This is a genomic window from Pseudomonas sp. HN2 (genome assembly GCF_020736465.1).
GTDB classification, from domain to species: Bacteria; Pseudomonadota; Gammaproteobacteria; order Pseudomonadales; family Pseudomonadaceae; genus Aquipseudomonas; species Aquipseudomonas moraviensis_A.
Window position 1 is genome coordinate 2,712,783 of sequence record NZ_CP085885.1, and the last position, 26,340, is coordinate 2,739,122.

Annotated in this window: 22 protein-coding genes; 17 read left to right on the forward strand and 5 right to left on the reverse strand. The window is 61.7% G+C overall.

What is annotated here, in order from left to right; translation table 11 throughout:
- Window positions 1-20: 20 nt before the first annotated feature.
- Complete coding sequence (locus LIS66_RS11935) at window positions 21-1,370, reverse strand: MFS transporter (protein WP_042610295.1); 1,350 nt, start codon at window positions 1,368-1,370, stop codon at window positions 21-23.
- Between the two features lie 540 nt (window positions 1,371-1,910).
- Here LIS66_RS11935 and LIS66_RS11940 point away from each other — a divergent pair.
- A complete protein-coding gene (locus tag LIS66_RS11940) occupies window positions 1,911-2,843 on the forward strand; it encodes a helix-turn-helix transcriptional regulator (RefSeq protein ID WP_042610296.1) in 933 nt (310 codons plus the stop codon).
- A gap of 7 nt (window positions 2,844-2,850) precedes the next feature.
- On the opposite strand, the gene LIS66_RS11945 is transcribed toward LIS66_RS11940, so the two are convergent.
- The 4 genes from LIS66_RS11945 to LIS66_RS11960 all read right to left on the reverse strand — a co-directional run bounded on the left by LIS66_RS11945 (window position 2,851) and on the right by LIS66_RS11960 (window position 8,156).
- Window positions 2,851-4,044, reverse strand: coding sequence for a GAF domain-containing sensor histidine kinase (locus tag LIS66_RS11945; RefSeq protein WP_227974356.1), 1,194 nt, complete (start codon window positions 4,042-4,044; stop codon window positions 2,851-2,853).
- 126 nt (window positions 4,045-4,170) lie between these two features.
- Window positions 4,171-6,339: a TonB-dependent siderophore receptor gene (locus LIS66_RS11950; protein ID WP_227974357.1), complete on the reverse strand. Its 2,169-nt coding sequence runs from the start codon at window positions 6,337-6,339 to the stop codon at window positions 4,171-4,173.
- A 268-nt stretch (window positions 6,340-6,607) separates the two neighbouring features.
- Window positions 6,608-7,447: a glutathione-dependent disulfide-bond oxidoreductase gene (gene yghU / locus LIS66_RS11955; RefSeq protein WP_042610299.1), complete on the reverse strand. Its 840-nt coding sequence runs from the start codon at window positions 7,445-7,447 to the stop codon at window positions 6,608-6,610.
- Window positions 7,448-7,655: 208 nt separating this feature from the next.
- Window positions 7,656-8,156, reverse strand: coding sequence for a cupin (locus LIS66_RS11960; protein WP_227974358.1), 501 nt, complete (start codon window positions 8,154-8,156; stop codon window positions 7,656-7,658).
- 180 nt (window positions 8,157-8,336) lie between these two features.
- Between LIS66_RS11960 and LIS66_RS11965 the strand changes: the two genes are divergently transcribed.
- The 16 genes from LIS66_RS11965 to LIS66_RS12040 all read left to right on the forward strand — a co-directional run bounded on the left by LIS66_RS11965 (window position 8,337) and on the right by LIS66_RS12040 (window position 26,316).
- Window positions 8,337-10,124, forward strand: a complete 1,788-nt coding sequence (locus LIS66_RS11965; protein ID WP_227974359.1) for a thiamine pyrophosphate-requiring protein — start codon at window positions 8,337-8,339, stop codon at window positions 10,122-10,124.
- Between the two features lie 25 nt (window positions 10,125-10,149).
- On the forward strand, window positions 10,150-10,872 hold the full coding sequence (locus LIS66_RS11970) for a DUF72 domain-containing protein (protein WP_227974508.1): 723 nt from the start codon (window positions 10,150-10,152) through the stop codon (window positions 10,870-10,872).
- Window positions 10,873-10,947: 75 nt separating this feature from the next.
- Complete coding sequence (locus LIS66_RS11975; protein ID WP_227974360.1) at window positions 10,948-11,835, forward strand: Dyp-type peroxidase; 888 nt, start codon at window positions 10,948-10,950, stop codon at window positions 11,833-11,835.
- A 205-nt stretch (window positions 11,836-12,040) separates the two neighbouring features.
- Window positions 12,041-12,793: a GntR family transcriptional regulator gene (locus LIS66_RS11980; RefSeq protein ID WP_064361813.1), complete on the forward strand. Its 753-nt coding sequence runs from the start codon at window positions 12,041-12,043 to the stop codon at window positions 12,791-12,793.
- Window positions 12,790-14,520, forward strand: coding sequence for a fumarate reductase/succinate dehydrogenase flavoprotein subunit (locus LIS66_RS11985; RefSeq protein WP_227974361.1), 1,731 nt, complete (start codon window positions 12,790-12,792; stop codon window positions 14,518-14,520). Before LIS66_RS11980 ends, LIS66_RS11985 begins: the two co-directional genes overlap by 4 nt.
- Window positions 14,521-14,547: 27 nt before the next feature.
- The gene (locus tag LIS66_RS11990; protein WP_007959413.1) at window positions 14,548-14,793 is read left to right on the forward strand and encodes a 4Fe-4S dicluster domain-containing protein; all 246 of its coding nucleotides are present in this window, start codon (window positions 14,548-14,550) and stop codon (window positions 14,791-14,793) included.
- A gap of 211 nt (window positions 14,794-15,004) precedes the next feature.
- The gene (locus LIS66_RS11995) at window positions 15,005-16,429 is read left to right on the forward strand and encodes an ABC transporter substrate-binding protein (protein ID WP_177330586.1); all 1,425 of its coding nucleotides are present in this window, start codon (window positions 15,005-15,007) and stop codon (window positions 16,427-16,429) included.
- Between the two features lie 231 nt (window positions 16,430-16,660).
- Entirely contained in the window at window positions 16,661-17,440 is a 780-nt protein-coding gene (locus LIS66_RS12000) for an ABC transporter permease (RefSeq protein WP_227974362.1), read from the forward strand.
- On the forward strand, window positions 17,440-18,288 hold the full coding sequence (locus tag LIS66_RS12005) for an ABC transporter ATP-binding protein (RefSeq protein ID WP_227974363.1): 849 nt from the start codon (window positions 17,440-17,442) through the stop codon (window positions 18,286-18,288). Before LIS66_RS12000 ends, LIS66_RS12005 begins: the two co-directional genes overlap by 1 nt.
- The gene (locus tag LIS66_RS12010; protein ID WP_227974364.1) at window positions 18,285-19,247 is read left to right on the forward strand and encodes a HEAT repeat domain-containing protein; all 963 of its coding nucleotides are present in this window, start codon (window positions 18,285-18,287) and stop codon (window positions 19,245-19,247) included. Before LIS66_RS12005 ends, LIS66_RS12010 begins: the two co-directional genes overlap by 4 nt.
- Complete coding sequence (locus LIS66_RS12015) at window positions 19,244-19,549, forward strand: DUF971 domain-containing protein (protein ID WP_227974365.1); 306 nt, start codon at window positions 19,244-19,246, stop codon at window positions 19,547-19,549. The genes LIS66_RS12010 and LIS66_RS12015 overlap by 4 nt, the downstream gene beginning before the upstream one ends.
- A gap of 147 nt (window positions 19,550-19,696) precedes the next feature.
- Entirely contained in the window at window positions 19,697-20,314 is a 618-nt protein-coding gene (lexA, locus tag LIS66_RS12020; RefSeq protein ID WP_227974366.1) for a transcriptional repressor LexA, read from the forward strand.
- Complete coding sequence (imuA, locus tag LIS66_RS12025; protein ID WP_042610311.1) at window positions 20,314-20,931, forward strand: translesion DNA synthesis-associated protein ImuA; 618 nt, start codon at window positions 20,314-20,316, stop codon at window positions 20,929-20,931. The genes lexA and imuA overlap by 1 nt, the downstream gene beginning before the upstream one ends.
- A gap of 5 nt (window positions 20,932-20,936) precedes the next feature.
- Window positions 20,937-22,352 (forward strand): Y-family DNA polymerase, encoded by a 1,416-nt coding sequence (locus tag LIS66_RS12030; protein ID WP_123418390.1) that lies wholly within the window; start codon window positions 20,937-20,939, stop codon window positions 22,350-22,352.
- Window positions 22,349-25,426: an error-prone DNA polymerase gene (locus LIS66_RS12035; RefSeq protein ID WP_227974367.1), complete on the forward strand. Its 3,078-nt coding sequence runs from the start codon at window positions 22,349-22,351 to the stop codon at window positions 25,424-25,426. The genes LIS66_RS12030 and LIS66_RS12035 overlap by 4 nt, the downstream gene beginning before the upstream one ends.
- A 215-nt stretch (window positions 25,427-25,641) precedes the next feature.
- Window positions 25,642-26,316, forward strand: a complete 675-nt coding sequence (locus LIS66_RS12040) for a CsgG/HfaB family protein (RefSeq protein ID WP_161806066.1) — start codon at window positions 25,642-25,644, stop codon at window positions 26,314-26,316.
- Window positions 26,317-26,340: the final 24 nt, after the last annotated feature.

The window sequence follows — 26,340 nt, forward strand, 5'->3', positions numbered from 1 at the left end:
ACAAATCCGGGTTTTTCCGCTCAGCGCACCTTCAGTTCGATGCGATACAGGCGTCCGAGCAACAACGAGTAGGAGAGCGTGCCGATCAGCGCCACGCCGCCGATGAACCAGAAGGCATAGGCGAAGGTGCCGGTGGCGTGGACGATGGCGCCGATCACGATCGGCGTGACGATGCCGCCGATGTTCGCCGCCAGGCTGGTGATGCCGCCGGTGAGGCCGATCAGCTCTTTCGGCGCCACTTCCGAGACCGCCGCCCAGGACGATGACGCGATGCCTTGGGCGAAGAAAGCGATGGTCAGCACGGCGATGCAGATCAGGTTGGAGTCGGTGAAATTCACCAGCACGATCGACATGCCCAGCATCGAACCGACCACCAGCGGCAGCTTGCGCGCAAACGACATCGAGTAGCCGCGACGGATCAGCAGGTCGGAAACGATGCCGGCCAGCAGAATCCCCACCGTCGCACCGACGAAGGGCAGTACGGCGAAGATCCCGGCCTTGATCATGGTCAATTTGCGTTCTTCGATCAGGTAGGTCGGGAACCAGGTGAGGAAGAAATACAGCGCCGAGGTGCTGGCGAATTTGCCGATGCAGATCGCCCAGATCTGCCGATAACTGAACAGCTCGGCAATCTGCCGCCAGTTGAAACGGGTGCGTTCCTGACTGCTCTTGACCAGACCGCCGCCGGTTTCGATGTACTTCAACTCCTCCTGGCTGACTTTCTTGCAGTTCAGCGGATCGCGATACAGGTACAGCCACAGCACACCGAAGACAATGCCGAGTGCGCCGGTGCTGTAGAACACGTGGCGCCAGTCGAAGGTGGTCGCCAGCCACAGCAGCGCGCCGGTGAACAGCGCCGTGCCGAGGTACTGGCCGCACACGTAGATGCTGCTGGCCAGCCCGCGTTCTCGCGCCGGAAACCACACCGTTACGGCACGGCTGTTGGCCGGGAAGGCCGGGGCTTCCATGGCGCCGACCGCCAGACGCAGGCCGAACAGCGAAGCGAAACCGCTGGCGAAGCCTTGGCAAACGGTGACGGTCGACCAACTGATCAGCGACACGCCGTAGGTGAAGCGCGAGCCAAACCGGTCGGCGATGAACCCGGCCGGCACCAGTGCCAAGGCATAGGTCCAGGCGAAGGCGGAAAAGATCAGGCCCATTTCGATCTTGTCCAGGCCCAGGTCCTTGGCCATGAACGGCGCGGCAATCGAGATGTTCACCCGGTCGATGTAATTGATGATCGTCGCAATCAGCAGCAGCGAAAGCATGAACCAGCGCCGCCGGGTGGGCAGGCGCTGCGACGAGACGGCATCGCGTGCGCCGGCAATCACCGGCGGCACCGTGGCACTGGAAGAATGGGAGTTGGACATGCGGAGACCTCGTTATTGTTAGAAGAGTCGAGATTTTTCGAGCAGCCGACGCCGTTGCCCGCAACGTGTGGGGCAAGGCGATCGAACGGCTTGCAGCGCGGGTTTCAGATGTTCAGGAACGTCTTTGTGAGATTGACTTGAAGGGAAGGTCGGGCGGGGCGGCGAGGGGGAATAGCAGGATCATGACGTGCGCACCTTTGATTGTTTTTGAAAGAGGTTGGGCTGCGTTGTCATTACAGTGGTCGTACAACGGTTCTAAATCAACCGGCGGGTTAGAACGTTTTTTCTACAAAAATGGGGATTGGGCGAACCTGTCCAAAAAGATAAATACGATTTGTCTTGATAAAAAGGATCACATATCTATCTTAAGCGACTGACTAATAACGGTTATGAGAATTTCGATAGCAATTCAGTTTTTGGACAGGCGCGTCGCGAGGCTTCTCTCAAAAAAGTCATTGTCATCGTATGACTCATTGCCGCACACCGCTCAACCCTGCAAGATGACAGGCGCCACCTCACTGCCCGGAGGACCTCACGCCCATGTCTTCACCCAACCGTATTCCGACCTACGTCATGCAGCAGCGCAGCGAATTGACCGATTTCTACATTCGCGACAAAAAGGGTCGGCGCGCCGAAACCGCGCCTCACCGGCATGAGTATTTTCAGATCCAGATCAACCTCGGTGGCGACACCGTGCAGCACATCGGCAGCGTGCAGCGGCCGTTCCCGCGCAACACCCTGGCGTTCATCCTGCCCCATCGCGTGCATGTGATTCCGCATCCCGAGGACAGCAATTTCATCGTCATCAACTTTTCCCAGACGTTCCTCTTGCCGCATCTGCAATGCGACCCGATGGATCTGGAAGAAGTGTCGATCCTGCTGGCGCCGGAGCTGTCGCCGTTCCGCTTTCAGGAGCATCTGGATTTCATTCTGGGCGATGAGGATTTCGCTCAGGTCTGCGGCTTGATCGAGCAGATGCGTGCACTCGATGAGAACCGTCAGTTCGGCACGCGGGAAATGCTCAAGGGGCTGTTGCTGCAGATGATTGGCAGCGTGTGTTTTCTCTATGCCGAACCGCTCAAGCGTCTGGCGGAAGAAAATGCCGCCGAGAACAGCCGTCGCGACGCCCTGAGCCGGATGTTCGAATACTTGCGGAAGAACATCGCCGATCCTGATCTCAACCTGATTAAAGTCGCCGCTGCGACCTATCTGTCACCGACCTACCTGACGCACTGGCTGCGCAAGGAGATCGGCAAGACGTTCACCGAGCTGGTGCTGGAGCGGCGCATGCACGCGGCGCGCAATTTTTTGCTCAACAGCACGCGCTCGGTGGGCGAGGTGGCGCGGTTGTGCGGGTTTGCTGATGAGGCCTATTTCTCCCGACGTTTTCGCCAGATTCATGGCCAGCCGCCGGGGCAGTTCCGTCGGCGCCAGCTCAACCCGGACACGCCGCAGACGCCGTTGAACACCTGAGCGGCGCTCAGACCCACTTGAAGCGCGCAGGGAAGCGCGCGACGAAACAGGTGCCTGCTTTGCTGTCGGAGGTGACGCTCAAAGTGCCGTTGTGCGCATTGGCAATTTGCCCGGCAATGTACAAGCCCAGCCCCAGCCCTTCGTTGCGCTGACCCGCTTCGGAACGCGAGAACGGTTCGAACAGCAGCGGCATCAGCGCCGGCGGAATCGGCGCGCCCTGGTTGGTCAGGGAAATGACCATCTCGTCGCCCTCGGCAAACGCCTTGAGCACAATCGGCTCGGCCGTCGAGCCATGGGTCACGGCGTTGCCCAGCAGGTTCGACAACAGCTGGCTGATGCGCAGCGGGTCGCAATAGACCCCGGTCGGCACTTCAAGCGAATCAATGAACTGCGCCTGCGGGTACGCCACCTGGATCTCGTTCAGGGTCTGGCGCAGCGTTTGCTGCAAGTCATCGACCAGTTTGCGCTGCACCGGAATTCCGCTGCCGAGCCGGCCCCGAGCGAAGTCGAGAATGTTTTCGATCAACACGCCCATGCGTACCGAGCTGGTGCGGATCGCCGACAGCAGCGTGCGCGAGCGCTTGTCCTCGGCCTTGCTTTCGAGCAGGTCGGCACTCATGCGAATGGCGCTCAGCGGCGTACGCAAGTCGTGGCCCAGCACCGCAATGAATTGCTCGCGCAGACGGCCCATTTCGTTGGCATCGGCCAGGGCGGTTCTGGTTGCGTGCAGATGACCTTGGGTATCCAGGCTCATGGCGATCAGTTGGGCGAAGAGGGTGAGAGTCTTTTCGATGGCCGGGTCGTCGAGGTTCGCCGGAACCGAATCAATGGCGCACAGCGTGCCAAAAAACTCGCCATTGGCCTTGATGATCGGAATCGAAATGTAGCTTTCCAGACCATAGGTTTTCGGCGTGTGGTGCGTGGAGAAAACCGGGTGCTGGCTGGCATGGCCGAAGATCACCGGCTGATGGTGCTGACGGATCTCATGACAAATCGTCGATTCCAGTACCAGTTCGCCGCCGGGCAACAGGCCGAAGTCTATCGAGTCATCCACGGCGCAAGCGATCCACTTGCTCTCGGTGACCCGCGCTACAGCGGCGAAGCGCATGCCGGTCGTATGCTTGACCATGCTCAGGATCACCGGCACAGCGTCAATGCTGCCGATGGCTTGGAGGTCGGAGGAGAAATCTGTCTGGGGCATGGCCGGCGCTTCGCGAAAGTGTCGCCAGAGACTATCGGTTATTGCCGGCCATGCCTAATGAACGTGCAAAAAAAGGGCGCCGGGAAAACTCCCGGCGCCTGTCGGCTGCGTGCTGAGCCTGTCGACTCAGAACTTGTACTTGGCCGTCATCATGTAGCTGCGCGGCGTGCCGTAGTTGTCGGTCGAGCCCCACGTCACGTCAGTACCGATGGACGAGTAGTACTTGCGATCGAAGATGTTGTTGGCGTTGACCTGCAGGTCGAGGTGTTTGTTGACCTCGTAGCCGGCCATCAGATCGGTGACCGCGTAGCCACCCTGTTCCAGGCGATAGCTGCTGCCGTTGGCCAGGGCGATGTCGTTGTACATGCGGCTCTGCCAGTAGACGTTGCCGCCCACCCGCAGTTTTTCCAGCGGGCCTTTGAAGCGGTACACGGTGGAGACCTTGAACAGGTGCTCGGGCATGTCGGTGTCGAACTTCTGGTTGTTGTTCGCCGGGTTTTCGTCCTTGATGTAGTGGGCGCGGGTATAGGTGTAGCCGGCGCCGACTTGCCATTGCTCGGTCAGCGCACCTTGCAGTTCCATGTCCACGCCCTGGGCGCGAACCTTGCCGGAGGTTTCGTAGCAGGTCAGTTCCGGGCAGCCGAGCTGGGTCGCCGCCTGGGTGGCGCGGTTGGTCTGGTCCATCTGGAACACCGCCACGCTGCCGTTCAGGGCACCGTCGAAATATTCGCCCTTGATGCCGACTTCGTAGTTTTCACCGACGATCGGCTCAAGCACTTTGCCGCCGAGGTCTTTCTGGGTTTGCGGGGTGAAGATGTCGGTGTAGCTGGCGTAGACCGAGTGATGGTCGTCGAGCTTGTAGATCAGGCCCGCATAACGGGTCAGGTTGCGGGTGACCTTGAAGTCGCCATCGGCAGTGCGATCGTCGTAGTCATACCAGTCCAGACGACTGCCGAGGATCAGCGTCAGCGGATCGGCCAGGCTCAAGCGTGTGGTCAGGTAAACCGCGTCCTGGGTGGTGACGTTGCGCGACTTGCCGCTGCGCACGAAGTCAGGCTTGGGCGCGCCGATCGGCAGGCCTGTGTCGTAGGGCGAGTATTCCTTGGTGGTCGCGTCGTATACGCGATTGCTCGCGCCGACCACTAACTCATGTGTACGGCCGAACGCTTCGAACGGGCCGCTGGCAAAACCGTCGAACGCGCGTTGCTTGTCGGTGTGGTGCGATTGGTAGGCGGTGGTTTCCAGCGGGCCGTCGTAGCGCGACAGGTATGTGCCGGAGAATTCTCCCTCGAGCGTTGAAGTCGAACCGCCGAGGTGCAGTTTCCAGTCGTTGTCGAACCGGTGCTCGACTTCACCGAACACGGTGTCGACCTGCAGCTTGCGGTTTTCCCAATCGGTGCCCGGGTAAGTGGAGCGGGGCAAGTCGAGGTGATGACCGTTTTCACCGATCGGCAGGCCACCCCAGAAATAGTTGGTCTGGTCGTTCTGCCGCGAGAAGCCGAGGGTCGCGGTGGTGCTGTCGCTCAGGTCCGCTTCACCGATGGCATAGAACAGGCCGTGATCGTTTTCTTCCTTGTCGCGGAAGCTGTCGGCGCCCTGATACGACGTCACCACACGGCCACGCAGCGTGCCGCTTTCGTTCAGCGGGCTGGAGGCATCGACTTCGCCACGGTAGTCATCCCAGCTGCCTGCGGCACCAGTGAGGGTCACGCGCTGATCGGCGGTTGGACGCTTGCGCACCATGTTGATCGCCGCCGACGGGTTGCCGGCACCGGTGACCAGACCGGTTGCGCCACGGACGATTTCCACCCGGTCGAACATCGCCAGGTTCGGCTGCACCGCCAGGGTGAACGGCGAATACGAGCTGGGCAGGCCGTCGTACATGATGTTGTCGATGTCGAAACCGCGCGCCTTGTAAGTCTGCCGACCCGGGCCGCTGGCCTCGCTGAGGAACAGCCCCGGCGTGCCCCGCACCACGTCGTTGACGCTGGTCATGTTCTGGTCGTCCATGCGCTGTCGCGTGATCACCGTCACCGCCTGCGGCGTTTCGCGCATGGTCAGCGACAGCTTGGTCGCGGTCTGCATCGGGCCGGTGGTGTAGGACTGCGTGTCTTCGGTGGTGCTGCTCATCTGCGTAGCGCCGATTTCGGTCGCTTGCAGTTCCAGCGGGCCATTGGCTGGCGCGGTGGGGGCGGTTTCTTCGGCGAGGGCAGGTGCGATGCTGACCATGCCCATGGCGATTGCGAGGAGGTTAGGTGAAAGGTTCGAACGGCGGTGGATGGTGTGAAACGACATCTATCTGCTTCCCCAAGATGACCCAAACGAAACTGATGCGAGTGCATGTAAGAATTATTCGCATTAGTATGTAGGAAGTTTCCTGAGGAATAAACCCGTACGGTTCAGTTAGTTAATGATTTTTTCACAATTGGATTTGATCGCTTCCGCAAACAAATGTGGGAGCGAGCCTGCTCGCGAAGGCGGTGTATCAATCAACAGATGCGTTGTCTGACACTCCGCTTTCGCGAGCAGGCTCGCTCCCACAGGGTTATGCAGTTTTTCGGAATCAGTCCAGATCCTGCGCACCGTGCCGCTCCGGCACCTGACTGTCTTCATCACCCCAGGTGCGGTTCACCCGTTGTCCACGTACGACCGCCGGGCGCTTGGCGATGTCTTCCGCCCAGCGCTGTACATGGGTGTACTCATGGGCCGCGAGGAACTCCGCCGCCGAGTAGACGTTGTTGCGCACCAGTTGCCCGTACCACGGCCATACGGCGATGTCGGCGATGGTGTAGTCGTCACCGGCCAGATAGGCGTTGTCGGCGAGACGGCGGTTGAGCACATCCAGCTGCCGTTTGGCTTCCATGGTGAAGCGATTGATCGGGTATTCGAGCTTCTCTGGCGCGTAAGCGTAGAAATGCCCAAAGCCACCGCCCAGATACGGCGCCGAGCCCATTTGCCAGAACAGCCAGTTGAGGGTTTCGGTACGACCGGCCGGATCCTTGGGCAGGAAGGCGCCGAACTTTTCCGCGAGATACAGCAGGATCGAGCCGGACTCGAACACCCGGATCGGCGGCTCGACACTGCGATCCAGCAGCGCCGGAATCTTCGAGTTCGGGTTGATTTCGACAAAACCGCTGGAGAACTGATCGCCTTCGCCAATGCGGATCAGCCACGCGTCGTACTCGGCCTCGCTGTGCCCGAGCGCCAGCAACTCTTCGAGCAGGATGGTGACCTTGACACCGTTGGGCGTGGCCAGCGAATACAGCTGCAAAGGATGCTTGCCGACAGGCAGCTCTTTGTCATGAGTCGGCCCGGCGATCGGGCGGTTGATGCTGGCGAAGTGGCCGCCGGAAGGCGCTTCTTGTTTCCAGACCTTGGGCGGAACGTAAGACGCATTGCTCATGAAACGGACCTCGTCGATGCTGGGAGAGAACAGGTAGACACCGTAGGGAAAATTTCCGGCGGGTGCCAGCCCCCACAGATTTATCTGCCAACCCAAATCCCCTGTAGGAGTGAGCCTGCTCGCGATAGCGGTGTATCAGGTAGAGAAGTAATGACTGACACACCGCATCGCGAGCAGGCTCACTCCTACAGGGTTATGTGGTGAATCATCAAATCCAATACTGTCCAACCGCACCCCCGACCCCCTGCACCGGATCTGTCTCAGGAAACGCCAGCCCCTCGATCCGCGCCAACTGCGCATCACTCGGCGCGGCCCGGCAAATATCCGCCTGCTGCCCCGGCGGATACGCGCCCACCACCAGAAAATCCTCACTCGAACCCAGATTGCAGTGGCCAGTCCCGGCCGGCAGCAACAACACATCCCCGGCGCTGACGTCGACGACCTGCCCATTCGGCCCGCCCAGCATCAACCGCGCCTGACCGGCCGCCACGCCAAGCACTTCGTGGCCTTCGGTGTGGTAGTGGTGATAGTCATAAATCCCGTAGCGCCACTGCGCTGGCCAGCCGTTGGCGCCGAACATCTGCTCGAAACGCGCTGCGGGATCGTTGCCCTCGATGGCGATCGCGTGGCGATAGATCAGCACCGGCAGACGCGGATTGTTCGGCACCCAGTCATTGCGTTCGAGCAGCAGGGTTTGTACTTCAGTCATGGCGAATCCTCCTTCGATCATTTTTCAATCGACCGCAGGGCAGGGTGCTCGCCTCAAAAAATCGTTGCTACGTAAACACGGGGCCAAAGTCCATGCCCGGACAATCCAGCGAAACTTCACCGCGAAGCGGGCTGTCCAGACCCTTACATGTCCATGCAGCAGCAAATGGCGAGGGTCAAGATGACGATGACAGTAGGTGATTTTCTGGTGGAACGGCTCAGCGAATGGGGCGTGACGCGAATTTTTGGCTATCCGGGCGATGGCATCAACGGCGTGTTCGGCGCCATGAGCCGGGCCAAAGGCAAGATCGAATTCGTCCAGGCACGGCACGAGGAAATGGCTGCGTTCATGGCCTCGGCCCATGCCAAGTTCACCGGCGAGCTGGGCGTGTGTATCGCCACGTCCGGCCCCGGCGCTTCGCACCTGATCACCGGCCTCTACGATGCGCGCATGGACCACATGCCAGTGCTGGCCATCGTCGGGCAGCAGGCGCGCACGGCGCTGGGCAGTCATTACCAGCAGGAACTGGACCTGGTGTCGATGTTCAAGGATGTCGCCGGCGCATTCGTGCAGCAGGCCTCGGCGCCGTCGCAGGTGCGCCATCTGCTCGATCGTGCGGTGCGAACTGCCGTCGGCGAGCGCCGCGTCACCGCGCTGATCCTGCCCAATGACTTGCAGGATCTGCCTTACGAACAACCGGCGCGCGCCCATGGCACAGCGCATTCCGGCGTCGGTTACAGCAAGCCGAAAGTCGTGCCTTATGAAAGCGATCTGCAACGCGCCGCCGAAGTGCTCAACAGTGGCGAGAAAGTTGCGATTCTGGTCGGTGCCGGCGCGCTGGAGGCGGCTGATCAAGTGATCGCCGTGGCGGAAAAACTCGGCGCCGGTGTGGCCAAAGCGCTGCTGGGCAAAGCGGCGTTGCCCGACGAATTGCAGTGGGTGACCGGCAGCATCGGCCTGCTCGGCACCGAGCCCAGCTACAAGCTGATGAGTGAGTGCGACACCTTGTTGATGATCGGTTCGGGTTTCCCGTATTCCGAATTTCTGCCCAAGGAAGGCCAGGCGCGCGGCGTGCAGATCGATTTGCAACCGGACATGCTCAGCCTGCGTTATCCGATGGAGGTCAATCTGGTCGGTGATTCAGCGGAAACCCTCGCTGCGTTGCTGCCGCTGCTGGAACAGAAAACCTCGAACAAATGGCGCAAGAAGATCGAAGGCTGGCGCGGCAGTTGGGAGAAAACCCTGGAGAGACGCGCCATGGCCAAGGCCGATCCGGTCAACCCGCAACGGGTGGTCTACGAGCTGTCACCGCGCTTGCCTGAGCAGGCAATCATCACCAGCGATTCCGGCTCCTGCGCCAACTGGTACGCCCGCGACCTGAAAATCCGCCGGGGCATGAAATGCTCGTTGTCCGGTGGCCTGGCCTCGATGGGGGCTGCGGTGCCGTATGCGATCGCGGCGAAATTCGCTTTTCCCGAGCGCCCGGTGATTGCCCTGGTCGGCGACGGCGCGATGCAGATGAACAACATGGCCGAGCTGATCACCGTCGCCAAATACTGGCGGCAGTGGCAGAGCCCGAAATGGATCTGCGCGGTGTTCAACAACGAAGACCTCAATCAGGTCACTTGGGAGCAGCGAGTGATGGAGGGCGATCCCAAGTTCGAAGCGTCGCAGAGCATTCCCGACGTGCCGTATCACTTGTTCGCGATTTCCATTGGCCTCAAGGGCATCTTCGTTGATCGCGAAGAAGACGTGGCGGCTGCGTGGGAGCAGGCGCTCGCCTCGGAAGTGCCGGTGCTGATCGAGTTCAAGACGGACCCGAACGTGCCGCCGCTGCCACCGCACATCAAGCTTGAGCAAGCGAAGAAATTCGCCACGACCCTGCTCAAGGGTGATCCGGACGAGGCCGGGGTGATCATTCAAACCGCCAAGCAGGTGCTTGGTTCCGTGTTGCCCGGCAAAAAATGACGGTGGGCGCTTGAACGAGCCTTTAATGTTCATCGGTTGTGCCGGCTGGAGCCTCGGTCGCGAGCACTGGCCGGCATTTCCTGCCGAGGGCACGCACTTGCAACGCTACGCCGCGCGCTTCAAGTGTGTGGAGATCAACAGCTCGTTCTACCGCCCGCATCGACGCCAGACCTACGAGCGCTGGGCCGACTCGGTGCCACCGGACTTTCGCTTCGCCGTCAAAGTGCCGAAGCTCATCACCCATGAGCAACGGCTGGCGGACACCGCGGGGCCGCTCGATGAGTTTCTCGGCCAGTGCGAAGGCTTGGGTGATCGCCTTGGCTGCCTGCTGGTGCAACTGCCACCGAAACTGGCGTTCGATGCGCCGGTAGCCAAGGCTTTCTTCGGCGCCTTGCGCGAGCGTTTTCAAGGCAGCGTGGTGCTGGAACCGCGACACGAATCGTGGACTGACGCTGGGGCACTGCTGGTGGAGCTGCAGATTGCCCAGGCAGCGGTCGACCCCTCGCGTATCAGCACCGATACTGCGCCGGGCGGCTGGCAGGGCCTGCAGTATTGGCGCTTGCATGGCTCGCCGCGGATTTATCACAGCGCTTATGACGCGGCTTGTCTGCGGCAGCTTGCTCAGACCCTGCAGAGCGCGAAAGCCGAAGGCAGGGACATCTGGTGCATCTTCGACAACACCGCCAGCGGCGCGGCCACGGCAGATGCGCTGGCTTTGAAGGCGTTGATCGAAGGCCGTTCACGCTGAAACAGCCACGCTTTCGCCACCCACACAAACCATCCGGCTACAGGTAAACTCCGCGCACTTTTTCAAGGAGTTCACATGAGTTACTACCAGCCGGGCATTCTCGCCACCCCTGTTCCTGCGCAAGCACGTCATCTGTTTTTCGCTCTGGCGTCGGTGGAAGCCTTGCCGCAAGCGATCGACAACCTGCTGATGCTGGTGGATGGCAAGTCGGCAGTGGTGGGCTTTGGTGAGTCGTTGACCAAGGCGCTGAACGTTGAGATCGCTGGCCTGCGCAGCTTCCCGGCCCTGACCGGCGTCGGCGTGGACAACCCGTCGACCCAGCATGCGTTGTGGGTCTGGTTGCACGGTGTCGACCGGGGTGAATTGCTCAATCGCAGCAATGCCATCGAAGCCGCGCTGGCCCCGGCCTTGCGCCTGGTGCAGATGCAGGAAGCCTTCCGCCACATGGAGGGCCACGACCTCACCGGTTACGAAGACGGCACGGAAAACCCCCATGACGACGCCGCTGTCGCCGCCGCGTTGCTGAGCACCGGCGCTGATGGGCTGGTCGGAGGCAGTTTCGCCGCGATCCAGCAGTGGCAGCACGATCTCAAGGGCTTTCATCGCCTCACTGCTGGCGCCAAGGACGACATCATGGGGCGTCGCCTGAGCGATAACGAAGAAATCGACGACGCGCCGATCTCGGCCCACGTCAAACGCACCGCCCAGGAAAGCTTCGCCCCGGAAGCTTTCCTGGTGCGCCGCTCGATGCCATGGATCGAAGGCGACCGCGCTGGTTTGATGTTCCTCGCTTTCGGCTTTTCCCTCGATGCCTTCGAAGCACAACTGCGGCGCATGAGCGGTCTGGAAGACGGTATCGCCGATGGTCTGTACCAGATCAGCCGACCGATCACCGGCGGCTACTACTGGTGCCCGCCGCTCGTGGACGGACGCCTTGATCTGCGTGCGCTGCGCATCGGCTGAGGATTGAGCAAAAGGGTAACGTCAAAAGATCGCAGCCTTCGGCAGTTCCTACAGGGCAATCGCATTCAATCTGTAGGCGCTGCCGAAGGCTGCGATCTTTTGCATCTCAAGGGCGAATCTAAGGTTATGCCCAAACAATATTTCTCAAGCTTGTCATAACGTCTCTAAGATCACGTCATAACTCGTTATGACAAGTGATTCCGTGATGACCGACAACGTTCTCTCCCTCAGTAGCGTTCCGCTGCACACCCAGTTGCGCGATGTCCTGCGTGCGCGAATTCTCGATGGCGAATACCCGCAAGACAGTCAGATGCCTTCTGAAAGCGAGCTCGGTGCACTGTTCAAAGTCAGCCGCATCACCGTGCGCCAGGCCCTGGGCGATCTGCAAAAGGAAGGGCTGATCTTCAAGATCCATGGCAAGGGCACCTTCGTCGCCAAGCCGAAAACCTTTCAAAACGTCAGCAGCCTGCAAGGCCTTGCCGAGTCGATGACCGGGCGCGGCTACGAGGTGATCAACCGCCTGCGCAGCTTCAAATTCATCGCCGCTGACAAACGAGTCGCCGAGCGTCTGCAGGTGGCCGAAGGCGAGATCGTCGCGCAGATCAAGCGCGTACGGCTGATCAACCGCGAGCCGATCTCGCTGGAAATCACCTACCTGCCCAAAGCACTCGGCGAGCGCCTGGAGAAGGCGGATCTGGTCACTCGCGACATCTTTCTGATCCTGGAAAACGACTGTGGCATCGCCCTCGGCCACGCCGATCTGGCTATCGACGCGGTGCTGGCCGATAGCGACCTGACCCAGGCACTCAACGTTGAAGCCGGCTCGCCGATCATGCGCATCGAGCGTTTGACCCACGACGCCCAGGGCCAGCCGCTGGACTTCGAACACCTTTATTACCGTGGCGATGCGTTCCAGTACCGCCTGCGGATCGACCGGCAGAAAGGGGAGCAGGCATGACCCGCAACGTTCTAGAACAGGAATACGACATCGTCGTGATTGGCGGTGGTACGGCCGGGCCGATGGCGGCGATCAAGGCCAAAGAGAAGAACCGCGATTTGCGCGTGTTGCTGGTCGACAAGGCCAACGTCAAACGCAGCGGCGCGATCAGCATGGGCATGGACGGCCTGAACAACGCGATCATCCCGGGGCATTCGACGCCCGAGCAGTACACCAAGGAAATCACCATCGCCAATGACGGCATCGTCAATCAGGCGGCGGTTCACGCCTACGCCACCCACAGTTTCGAAACCATCGAGCAGCTCGACCGGTGGGGGGTGAAGTTCGAGAAGGACGAAACCGGTGATTACGCGGTGAAAAAGGTCCACCACATGGGCGCCTATGTGTTGCCGATGCCGGAAGGGCACGACATCAAAAAAGTTCTATATCGGCAGTTGAAACGCGCACGGGTGAGCATCACCAATCGCCTGGTCTGTACGCGTTTGCTGACTGACGAGGAGGGCGCGGTCAACGGTGTCATGGGCTTCGACTGCCGCACCGCCGATTTCCATGTGATCAAGGCCAAAGCGGTGATTCTTGCCTGCGGCGCGGCCGGACGCCTCGGTCTGCCTTCGTCGGGCTACCTGATGGGCACTTACGAAAACCCGACCAATGCGGGTGACGGCTACGCGATGGCCTATCACGCCGGCGCCGAACTGGCGAACCTCGAGTGCTTCCAGATCAACCCGCTGATCAAGGATTACAACGGCCCGGCCTGCGCCTACGTCACCGGCCCGCTGGGTGGCTACACCGCCAACAACAAGGGCGAACGCTTCATCGAGTGCGACTACTGGAGCGGGCAGATGATGTGGGAATTCCATCAGGAACTGGAAAGCGGCAACGGCCCGGTGTTCCTCAAGCTCGATCACCTGGCCGAGGAAACCATCCAGAACATCGAGGAAATCCTGCACAGCAACGAGCGCCCGAGCCGTGGCCAGTTCCACGCCAATCGCGGCACCGATTACCGCACGCAGATGGTCGAAATGCACATTTCGGAGATCGGTTTCTGCAGCGGTCACTCGGCGTCCGGCGTGTGGGTCAACGAGCGTGCCGAGACGTCGGTGAAGGGCTTGTACTCGGCCGGCGACATGGCTGCGGTGCCGCACAACTACATGCTTGGCGCGTTCACTTACGGCTGGTTCGCCGGGCACAACGCCGCGGAGTTTGTCGCCGACCGCGAGTTTTCCGCACTGGACGCCGAGCAGATCGCCAGGGAAAAAGCCCGGGTCTACGCGCCGCTCGATCGCGCAGAAGGCCTGCCGCCGGCGCAGGTCGAGTACAAGCTGCGGCGCTTCGTCAACGACTACCTGCAACCGCCGAAAGTGACCAGGAAGATGCAGATTGGTCTGCAACGTTTCAGCGACATCGAACGCGATCTCGAGCAGATGAAAGCCAACAACGCTCATGAATTGATGCGCGCGATGGAAACCAGCGTGATCCGCGACTGCGCCGAAATGGCCGCCCGCGCGTCGTTGTTCCGCGCCGAAAGCCGCTGGGGCCTGTACCACTATCGCGTCGACCATCCGCAACGCAACGATGCCGAATGGTTCTGCCATTGCCATCTGAAGAAGGGCGAGGACGGCCGCATGCGCAGTTTCAAGAAAGCTGTCGAGCCTTACATCATCCCGCTCGACGCCGAGGAAATGCAGGCCTATGACCGCCTGCGGGTCGGCGCTTTCGCCGCTTGAAGCATCATTTTTCAGAGAGTCCGAACCATGGCTTATCAAGCTCAGGAAATCTTTTTCCGCTCCAACGCCCCGGTCACCGTGGACGAGGACAAATGCATCGCCGAAAAGGGCTGCACCGTGTGTGTCGACGTCTGCCCGATGGACCTGCTGGCGATCAACCCGGCCACGCAAAAGGCCTACATGGCCTTCGATGAATGCTGGTACTGCATGCCGTGCGAGAAGGATTGCCCGACGGGGGCCGTCAAAGTCGAAATCCCCTATCTCCTGCGTTGAAACGCTTTCCCCTGTAGGAGTGAGCCTGCTCGCGATAGCGGTGGGTCAGATGTAGATGTGTTAGCTGACACACCGCTATCGCGAGCAGGCTCACTCCTACATTTGGAAATGTGACAAACCAAAGCCATCCGGAAACCCCGGACGCTCGATTCACCGAAAACCCCTCGTTTCCCACCGCGCCCTGATCGCGGCGGAGACGAATTTCAAACCAATGATTCGAGGGGAAACACTCATGTTGCGTGCAGCACTTGCCGGTCTGGTACTGGCTTCGTTGACCTTGTCGGCCTCGGCCGAAACCATCCGCATCGCCATCGGCACTCAGGACACCACCATCAACTGCGCCGCCGGCGGGCTGTTGATCCGTGAACTCGGTCTGCTGGAAAAATACCTGCCCCACGACGGCGCCTACAAAGACGCGAAGTACGACGTGCAATGGAAGAATTTCACCAGTGGCGCGCCGCTGACCAACGAGATGGTCGCGGGCAAACTCGACTTCGGCGCCATGGCTGATTTCCCCGGTGCGTTCAATGGTGTGGCGTTCGAAACGGCGGGCAAGCACAGCCTGTTCATCAGCGTGCTGTCGGGCAGCATCAAGGGCAGCGGCAACGGCATCGTCGTACCGAGCGCCTCGGCCGTGCAGAGCTTGAGTGAACTCAAGGGCAAGACCATTTCGGTGCCATTCGCCTCGACGGCCCACGGCATGTTGCTGCGCGCCGTGGCAGAGCAGGGCTGGGACCCGCTCAAGGATGTCAACATCATCGCCCAGCCGCCGGAAGTCGCCGGCTCCGCCCTGCAAGCCGGGAAGATCGATGCCCACGCCGATTTCGTGCCGTTCGCCGAACTGTTCCCGAGCCGTGGTTTCGCCCGCAAGATCTACGACGGCGCCCAGGCCAACGCGCCGACCTTCCACGGCGCGCTGGTGGATCAGGCCTATGCGAAGAAGTACCCGGAAATTGTCGTCGCCTACCTGCGCGCCAGCATCGAAGCCAACCAACTGCTCGCCGCCGAGCCGGAGAAGTACAGCGAGCTGATCGCCAAAGTCACCGGCGTCGATGCCGAGGTCAACTACCTGTTCCACGGCCCGCTGGGCGTGCAGACCCGCGACCTGAGCTGGAAACCTGAATATCGTCAGGCCGTCGGCACCGCCATCGATACGTTGAAATTGCTGAAGAAAGCCGATCGCGGGCTTGATCTGAATACTTTCATCGACGACCAGTACATCCGCGCCGCTTTCAAGGCCTCGAACCTCGATTACACCGCGCAACTGGCCAACTACGCACAGACGCCATTGCCGGGTGTGGATGCAGCGACGGGCAAGGCCATCGCCGACGTTAGCCATGTCGCTGAGATCTGGGTGCGCGGTGAGGAAAAAGTCCGCCGTTATGGCTCGGCTGAATCGGCGTTCACCGCCCTGGCTGCGCTCAAGCAGGAGGGCAAGAACATTCGTGCGGTGTATGCGCAGGCCAGTGACAGCGGGATCAAGTTGCTCGCTGAACAAGCCTGGTTTGCCAGCGATGCCAAGGGCCGCCTCAGCGCATTTCTGCTCAAGGGCCAGGCCCAGCAATACGCCACGGCGCAGGGCGGCAAGGTGTTCGATTTCAGCGATGCCACTGCGCAAGCCGTTGCCGCGCGCTGAAGCTCAAAAGCCCCTCACCCTGGCCCTCTCCCGGAGGGAGAGGGGACTGACCGAGTTGTTTGTGGAAGATATGCCGACGTGAAATATCGGGTCGAACTCAGGTTTTGAAAAGCACGCAGGTCGGCTCCCTTTCCCCCTCGCCCCCTTGGGGGCGGTCCGACGTTTCGGGAGGGCTGGGGTGAGGGGGTAGATCTCAGCCATCACACAGAACACGAACTGGAAACCCGCTCCATGAAAACACCGTTGCGCTGGACATCGAGAGCTGCCTCCCTGCTGCTCTGCCTGCTCTTCTGGCAACTCGCCGCCAGCCATCACTGGAACCTCGGCCTGGTGACCTTTGCCAACGTGCCGACGCCACTGGCGGTGATCGAAGCCGCGCTGGGACTGGGCGACTCCGGCAAACTCTGGCAGCACTTGAGCAGCAGTCTCGGTCGGGTCTTTGCCGGCTACCTCGCCGCATTGCTGATCGGCATCGCTCTGGGTCTGGCCATCGGCCGTTCGAAATGGGCCGAAGACATCCTGCTGCCACCACTGGAAGTCATCCGCCCGATCCCCGCCGTGGCCTGGATTCCGCTGGCGATCCTGATGTTTCCGTCCTCGGAGTTGTCGATGGTCTTCATCACTTTCACCGGCGCGCTGTTCCCGATCCTGCTCAACACCGTGCACGGCGTAGAAGGCGTCGATCCACGTCTGATTGCTTCGGCGAAGAGCCTAGGAGCAGGGCGCGGGGCGATTCTGCTGGAAGTGATCCTGCCGGGCGCTGCGCCGAGCATCATCACTGGCCTGGCGATCGGCATGGGCACTTCGTGGTTCTGTCTGGTGACGGCGGAAATGATCTCCGGGCAGTTCGGTATCGGTTATTACACCTGGGAGTCCTACACCATTCAGAACTACGCCGACATTGTCGTCGGCATGCTCCTGATCGGCGTGTTGGGCATGGGCAGCAGTTGGCTGATCAAACGCCTGGGCGGCTTGTTCACGCCCTGGCATCGACCGCGAGGCAAAGCCTGATGAGCGTGATGCAAACCCCGGAAGGGCGGATCGACATCCGCCAGTTGTCCATCGTCCTCGGCCAGGGCCGCGAAGCCTTCGAAGCAGTGCAGGGCCTCGATTGCCAGATCGAACCCGGTCAGTTCGTCTGCATCCTCGGCCCGTCCGGTTGCGGCAAGTCGACCTTGCTCGGCGCCCTGGCGGGCCACTTGAATGCCAGGGCCGGCAGGCTGAAAGTCGACGGGAGTGAAGTGGCCGGCCCGTCACCGCAGCGCGGCATGGTGTTCCAGCATCACACGCTGTTCCCGTGGCGCACGGTGCGCGACAACGTCGCCTTCGGCCTGAAGATGGGCGGCGTCGGCAAGGCTGAGCGGCATCGCGCCGCTGACGACATGCTCAAGCTGGTTGGGCTCGAAGACTTTGCCGAACGCTGGCCGGATCAGCTCTCTGGTGGCATGCAGCAACGGGTCGAGATCGCCCGGGTGCTGGTCAATCGCCCGCGTCTGTTGCTGATGGACGAGCCGTTCGGTGCGCTGGATGCGCTGACCCGCTTGAACATGCAGGAATTGCTGCTGGACATCTGGACGCGCATCCGCACCACCGTGGTCTTCGTTACCCACGACATCGACGAGGCGCTGTTTCTTGCCGATCGCTTGCTGGTGATGAGCGCGCGACCGGGGCGGATCATCGAAGACTTGCGTCTGGACTTTGCACGCCCGCGCACCAGTGAACTGGTGACCAGTCCCGAGTTCGCCCGCCTCAAACGCCACTGCCTCGACTTGCTGCGCCACGACAACGACCGACCGCTGCCGCGCCTCAATCCGCTCGGTCTGCCTCCTGAAAACCCTTTGCCGCGATTTGCCCTATGACCTCTATTTTTGCTGTGACCGATAACGAAGACATCCTCGCCCTGCAACCGCGCCTGACGGCGGAAGACGCCGGCGTGCGGCGCATTGCCCTGATTGATCTGGCCGATCTCGAAGAACCGGATGGCTTGCTCTGGCTGGTCGATCGACTACGCCAGGATCCCGCTGAGGATGTTCGGGCTGAAGCTGCGCGATTGCTTGAAGCGTGGGAAGACGAAGCGGTCGTGCAAGCCTTGTGCGAAGCGCTGACGGATCCGTCGCCCGCCGTACAGTCGGCGGCCGCGCAGAGTCTGAGCCTGCTCAAGACTGCAGCGGCAGGGCGGGTGATTCTGCCGTGGAGCGCCCATGCCGACGTCCGTGTGCGTATCGCTGCATTTCGAGCGTTGCGAGAATTGCGTTTCGCCGAGGCCGCGCCGGCTGCCCTCGCAGCGTTGGGTGATGCCGATGCCAATGTCCGTCGCGAAGCGGTCGGCGTACTCGGCTGGCTCAAACAGCTCGACGCACTGCCAGCCTTGGCCCGCCTGGCCAGCGCCGATCCGGACACCGAAGTGCGCCGCGCCGCCACCGGTGCGCTCGGTCTGGCCAGCGGCGCCGAAGTGCTGCCGGCGCTGCGCCAGGCCTTGCACGATCATGCCTGGCAAGTGCGCGAAGAAGCCGCGACCACGTTGGGCAAGGTCGGCCACAGCGACGCCGGCCCGGCTTTGGTCGAAGCGCTGAGCGATGACTATTGGCAAGTGCGGCTGCGCGCCACCCGCAGCCTCGGTCGACTGCGCTTCGTCCCGGCGCTGGATGCGCTGATTGATACTCTCGGCCACCGCATCAGCAACCTGCGCAAAGAGGCCGCGCTGGCTCTTGGAGAGTTAAACGATCGCGGCGCCGTGGCCGCGTTGCAGGCAGCGCAGGACGACGGCGACCCGGAAGTGCGCAAAGCCGTGCGCATCGCATTGAGTCAGTTGCAATGAACCCGTTGTCGGTGGGCAACTCGCAGAGTGCGCGCACGTTGCGGCTGAGTTGGCCGGACGGGCGTGAATCGCTGCTCAAGCACGCCGATCTGCGCCGGCAATGCCCGTGCTCGCAATGCCGCGCGTTTCGCCTGCGCGGCGTCACGCCGCTGGTTGATGATCGCGTACGCCTGATCGAACTCAACCCGCAGGGGTATGGCGTGCAACTGGTGTTCAGCGATGGGCATCAACGCGGGATCTATCCGTGGGAGTATCTGGCGCAGCTTGATTCTTCGCCTCCCCGCATTCTTACAGAGACATGAGGATTCTGTAGGAGCTGACGAGTGAAACGAGGCTGCGATCTTTTGACTTTGACTTTGACTTTTAAAAGCAAGATCAAAAGATCGCAGCCTTCGGCAGCGCCTACGCCGACTGGCGGTTCTTGTCATAAAATTCCCGGAGGAGTACAAATGTACTCCATGACAAACCTGACTCCCCGCCGTACCGCCATTCTGACCTTTATCCGCGATCGCATCGCCGAGCACGGTCAGCCCCCAAGCCTCGCTGAAATCAGCGAGGCGTTTGGTTTTGCCTCGCGCAGCGTGGCGCGCAAGCATGTGCTGGCGCTATCCGAAGCCGGTTTCATCGAGGTCAATCCGCATCAGGCCCGCGGCATTCGCCTGCTGGGGCAACCGCCGCGTCCGGAGCTGCTGGAGATCCCCGTGCTCGGTCGCGTGGCCGCCGGTGCGCCGATTGGCGCCGATGCCGACATCCATAACCGTTTGCTGCTCGACCCGGCACTGTTCTCCCGGACCCCGGATTACATGCTGCGGGTGCAGGGCGACTCGATGATCGAAGACGGCATCCTCGACGGTGATCTGGTCGGGGTGCGGCGCAATCCCGAAGCGCTCAACGGCCAGATCGTCGTTGCGCGTCTGGACGGTGAAGTCACCATCAAACGCTTCGAACGGGTCGGTGATGAAGTGCGCCTGTTGCCGCGCAACCCGGCCTATCAGCCGATCGTTGTGCGTGATGATCAGGATCTGGCCATCGAAGGCGTGTTCTGTGGCCTGGTGAGGCAAGGCTGATGGGCGCCGTCGTTGCACTGGATACGCTGTTCAATGGCGGCCAGGTCTGGCGCGGCCGGCCTGCGCCACCGGCGGCGAGCCCGCAGCCGACCGGGCATGCTGCTCTGGACGCGGCCCTGCCCAGCGGCGGCTGGCCGGAAGCGGCGCTGAGCGAAATCCTCCTCGCCGGCCCCGGTGTCGGTGAACTGCAACTGGTCTGGCCGACCCTGGCGCGATTGTCGGCGGCGGGTGAACGCATCGTGCTGGTGGCACCGCCATTTGTGCCGTACCCGCAGGCCTGGGCCAATGCCGGGGTTGATCTGCGCCAGTTGTCGGTGATTCAGGCCAGCGAACGCGATGCCTTGTGGGCGGCGGAGCAGTGCTTGCGCTCGGGCAGTTGCGGTGCAGTGCTGTGCTGGCCGAACAAGGCCGATGACCGTGCGCTGCGGCGTTTGCAGGTGGCGGCGGAAACCGGCCAGACCCTGGCCTTTGCCTGGCGCCCGTTGAGCGAAGCGGTCAACCCCTCACCGGCAGCGTTACGGATTGCCATCGATGCCAGACCGGCCCAGCTACGGGTGCTCAAGTGCCGTGGCGGGCTGGCGCGTGCGGCGCCGATTGCCTTTGCCGTGGGGCACTGATCGTCATGCGCTGGGTATGTATTCTGTTTCCGCAATTGGCCCTCGACGCCGTGCTGCGTCAGCGGCCCGATCCTGATGAGCCGTTGGTGCTGCTCAGCGGCCCGGCCCAGCGCAGGGTGCTGCAAGCAGTGAATCCGGCGGCGCGTAAACTCGGCCTGCGCCCCGGCATGTCGATGACTGCCGCGCAAGCCATGAGCAAAGGCTTTGCCACCGCTGATTACGAGGTGGCCGAGGTCGAACACTGGCAGCAGTTTCTTGCTGCGTGGGCCTATCGCTTCAGCGCGCAGGTCAGCGTGCATTACCCTCGCACCGTGGTGTTCGAGATTGAATCGAGCCTGGGCCTGTTCGGCACCTGGCCGCAATTCGAAGCTCGCCTGCGCCAAGAGTTGCAAGACCTCGGCTTTCGGCACCGTATCGTCGCGGCGCCGAACCCGGTGGCCGCGCGGGTGCTGGCCAATGCTTACGATGGCCTGGTGGTGCCGGACGGCGAAGCCTTGCAGCATCACCTCGGGCAATTGCCTGTCGACCGTGTCGGCCTGGAACCCAATGTCGCTACGGCGTTGTCGCGCATGGGCCTGCGCAATCTCAGTCAGGTACAAAGCCTGCCACGTCAGGCACTGGCCCGACGTTTCGAGGCGCAGATGCTCAAACACCTCGACACGCTGTTCGGCGCACGCCCTCTGGCGCTGGCGTTCTATCTGCCGCCAGACCGTTTCGATATTCGCATCGAACTGAATTTCGACGTGCAATCCCATCAGGCCTTGCTGTTTCCGTTACGACGCCTGACCGGCGATCTGTCGGCATTCCTTTGCGGGCGCGACAGTGGCGTGCAGCGTTTCGATTTGCATCTGGAACACGCAGGGCTGCCGGACACGGTGATCAAGGTCGGTCTGCTCAGTGCCGAACGTGATGCGGCAATGCTCTTCGAGTTGGCCCGTGGGCGACTCGAACACGTGCAGGTCGAGGCGCCGGTACGGGGTTTTCGCTTGCGCGCCGAAGACCTGCCGAGTTTCGTGCCGCAGTATCAGCAGCTGTTCGACGACCGCCCGCAGCAGACTTTGCCCTGGGAACAATTGCGCGAACGCCTGCGCGCACGGCTGGGTGATGATGCCGTGCAGGGGTTGCGCTTTCAGGCCGATCATCGCCCCGAGTGCGCATGGCAGAACGCCGTCGATAAACAGCCTTGCACAGGTTTGCCCAGCGTCCAGCGTCCCGGCTGGCTGCTCAATGAACTGCAAAGCGTGCCGGAAGGTTCGGCGCGGATTCTCATGGGGCCGGAACGCATCGAATCCGGTTGGTGGGACGGTGGCGACGTGCGGCGTGATTATTACCTGATCCAGAACCGCGCCGGTCAACAAGGCTGGGCCTGGCGCGCCGTGGGTGAGGGCGGTCCGCTGTGGCTGCAGGGCTGGTTCGCATGAACACCGGATATGCCGAACTGCATTGCCTGTCGAACTTCAGTTTCCAGCGTGGTGCCTCGAGTGCACTGGAGCTGTTTCAACGGGCGAAAAAGCAGGGTTATCAGGCGCTGGCGATCACCGATGAATGCACCCTGGCCGGGATCGTCCGCGCATGGCAAGCGGCAAAGTCCGTCGAATTGCCGCTGATTATCGGCAGCGAGATGCGCATCGACAACGGACCGAAACTGGTGCTGTTGGTGGAGAACCTTGCCGGTTATCAGGCCCTCTGCGGTTTGATCACCCGCGCCCGGCGACGTACGCAGAAAGGCCAGTATCAGGTACTGCGTGAAGACTTCGACCAAGCGCTGCCGGGGTTGCTGGTGGTGTGGGTGCCGGATTCGGCGGATGACCGGGAAGAGGGCCGCTGGCTGAAACAGACTTTCGGCGACCGCCTGTGGCTCACGGTGCAACTGCATCGCGGGCAGAATGATCAGCAGCGCTTGGCGGCATTGTTGGCTCTGGCGACTGAACTGCAGATTCCAGCGCTGGCCAGCGGCGATGTGCACATGCACGCCCGGGGCCGCCGTGCCTTGCAGGACACCATGACCGCGATTCGTCATCACGTCCCGGTGGCCGAGGCGGGTCTGCGTCTGCACCCCAATGGCGAGCGGCATCTGCGCTGTCTCGATGTGCTGCGCGAGTTGTATCCGCCGGCCTTGCTCGAGGAATCGGTGAATCTGGCCCGACGCTGCACCTTCGATCTGAGCGAACTGCGCTATCAATATCCGAAAGAGCTGGTGCCCGAGGGCCACTGTGCCAGTTCCTGGTTGCGGCAACTGACCGAGGAAGGCATCGCCTGGCGCTGGCCGGAAGGGCCTCAGGCCACGGTACTCAAGCAGATTGACGACGAACTGCAACTGATCGCCGAACTCGGCTACGAAAGCTACTTCCTCACCGTGCACGACGTAGTGCGCTTTGCCCGCACGCAGAAAATCCTCTGCCAGGGCCGCGGTTCGGCAGCCAATTCGGCGGTGTGTTTTGCCCTGGGCATCACCGAGATCGATCCGGATCGCACCACGCTGCTGTTCGAGCGCTTCATGTCCAGGGAGCGCAACGAGCCGCCGGATATCGACGTCGATTTCGAGCACGAGCGCCGCGAAGAAGTCCTGCAATACGTGTTCAACCGTTACGGTCGGCGGCGCGCTGCGCTGACGGCGGTGGTCAGCACCTACCATGCCACCGGCGCCGTGCGCGATGTGGCCAAAGCTCTGGGGCTGCCGCCGGATCAGATCAATGCGCTGGCTGATTGCTGCGGCCGCTGGAGTGATGAAACGCCGCCGCTGGAGCGCTTGCGCGAGGGTGGCTTCGACCCGGACAGTCCGGTGCTGCGCCGGGTGTTGAGCCTGACCGGGCAACTGATCGGCTTCCCCCGGCACCTGTCGCAGCACCCTGGCGGTTTCGTGATTTCCGAGCAGCCGCTGGACACCCTGGTGCCGGTCGAAAACGCAGCCATGGCCGATCGCACCATCATTCAATGGGACAAGGACGACCTCGATGCGGTCGGCCTGCTCAAGGTGGATATCCTCGCCTTGGGCATGCTCAGTGCGATCCGTCGTTGTTTCGACCTGCTGCGCCGGCATCGCGAACTGGATCTGACGCTCGCGACGATCCCGCCCGAAGACAAACCGACCTACGCAATGATCAGCCGCGCCGATACCGTCGGCGTGTTCCAGATCGAGTCGCGCGCGCAGATGTCGATGCTGCCGCGCCTGAAACCGCAGACGTTCTACGATCTGGTGATCGAAGTGGCGATCGTCCGGCCGGGGCCGATTCAGGGCGGCATGGTGCATCCGTATCTGCGCCGGCGTAATAACGAAGAGGCGGAAACCTATCCGTCGCCGGCGCTCGAAGTCGTGCTGAAAAGAACCCTGGGCGTGCCGCTGTTTCAGGAGCAGGTCATGCAGATCGCCATCGTCGCTGCCGACTACAGCCCCGGCGAGGCTGATGAGCTGCGTCGTTCCATGGCTGCGTGGAAGCGCCATGGCGGACTGGAACCGCACAAGGAACGTCTGGCCGCCGGCATGCAAAAAAACGGCTACACCCCGGAATTCGCCGCGCAGATCTTCGAGCAGATCAAAGGCTTCGGCAGTTACGGCTTCCCCGAATCCCACGCCGCCAGTTTCGCCTTGCTGACCTATGCCAGTTGCTGGCTCAAATGCCACGAGCCGGCGGCGTTTGCCTGTGCGTTGATCAACAGTTGGCCGATGGGCTTTTACAGCCCTGATCAGATTCTGCAGGACGCGCGCCGACACCAATTGCAGATCCGCCCGGTGGATGTGCGGGCCAGCGATTGGGATTGCAGCCTCGAGCCGCTGAGTGCCGGGCAACCGGCGATTCGTATGGGCCTGCGCATGATCAAAGGCTTTCGCGAAGAGGACGCCCGGCGCATTGAAAGCGCGCGCCGCCACGGAGCCTTTGCCGATGTCGCGGATCTGGGCGAACGCGCCGCCCTCGACAGTCGCGCGCAGGCCTTGCTGGCGGACTCCGGCGCCTTGCGCGGTCTGGCCGGGCACCGCCATCGTGCGCGCTGGGAGGTGGCCGGGGTGCAGAAGCAACTCGGCCTGTTCGCCGGACTGCCCAACGAAGAAGAAGACAAAATCGTCCTGCCCAAACCCAGCGTTGGCGAAGACCTGCATGCCGATTACGCCACGGTGGGCACCACACTGGGGCCGCATCCGCTGGCGTTATTGCGTGGCGAGTTGCAGGCGCGGCGCTGCCGCAGCTCGCGGGAATTGCTGGATATAGAACATGGCCGGCCGGTGAGCGTGGCCGGGCTGGTCACCGGCCGGCAGCGCCCCGGCACGGCCAGCGGTGTGACGTTCGTAACCCTGGAAGACGAGTTCGGCAACGTCAATGTGGTGGTCTGGCGTGATCTGGCCGAGCGTCAGCGACAGGTGCTGGTCGGTTCGCAATTGCTCAAGGTCGATGGCCGCTGGGAACGCGAAGGCGATGTGCGCCACTTGATCGCCGGGCGCATGAGCGACCTCAGCCCACTGCTCAACGGCATTCACGTGCAGAGCCGGGATTTTCACTGATTCCAGGCACCCAAGCCAAACCTCAACCCCCTGCAGGCTCGCTCCCACAGTGGAACTGCATACGGCCGGTCCAGCCATTTCATTGGCGCCAAAAAAAACCTGTTCTCAATGATGGCACTTTGTCATAATTCCGCGCCTTTTCAGCTCCCGAGCGCATTGCCGTGCCGGGACTTCTGCGTTTTTCGAAGGAATATTCAATGAGAATGATCTCCCGGATGCTGGTTTCAAGCGTCGCCATCGCGGTGCTGGGCACCCTCGCCACGACATTGGCCGGCTGCGCCACGGAAAGCTCCCGCGCGCTGCCGGTGGCGAAGGTTGAAAGTGCATCCCAAGTCTGGACCGGGGTTCGCGTGCCAATGGCCGTGGGCAAGTTCGACAACCGCTCCAGCTATATGCGCGGGATCTTCTCCGATGGTGTCGATCGTCTCGGCGGTCAAGCCAAGACCATTCTGATCACCCACTTGCAGCAGACCAACCGCTTCTCTGTGCTGGATCGCGACAACATGGGCGAAATCCAGCAGGAAGCAACCATCAAGGGTCAGGCCCAGCGTCTCAAAGGCGCCGATTACGTGGTAACCGGTGATGTCACCGAGTTTGGCCGCAAAGAGACCGGCGATCATCAGTTGTTCGGCATTCTCGGCCGTGGCAAGACCCAGGTCGCCTACGCGAAGGTCAACCTCAACATCGTCAACATCAGCACCTCGGAAGTGGTCTATTCGACCCAGGGCGCCGGTGAGTACGCCTTGTCCAATCGCGAAATCATCGGTTTCGGCGGCACCGCTGCCTACGACTCGACACTCAACGGCAAAGTCCTTGATCTGGCCATGCGCGAGGCGATCAATCGTCTGGTCGATGGCATGAATGCTGGCGCCTGGAAACCGGGCAACTGATCATCGCCCACTGCAAGGAGCACT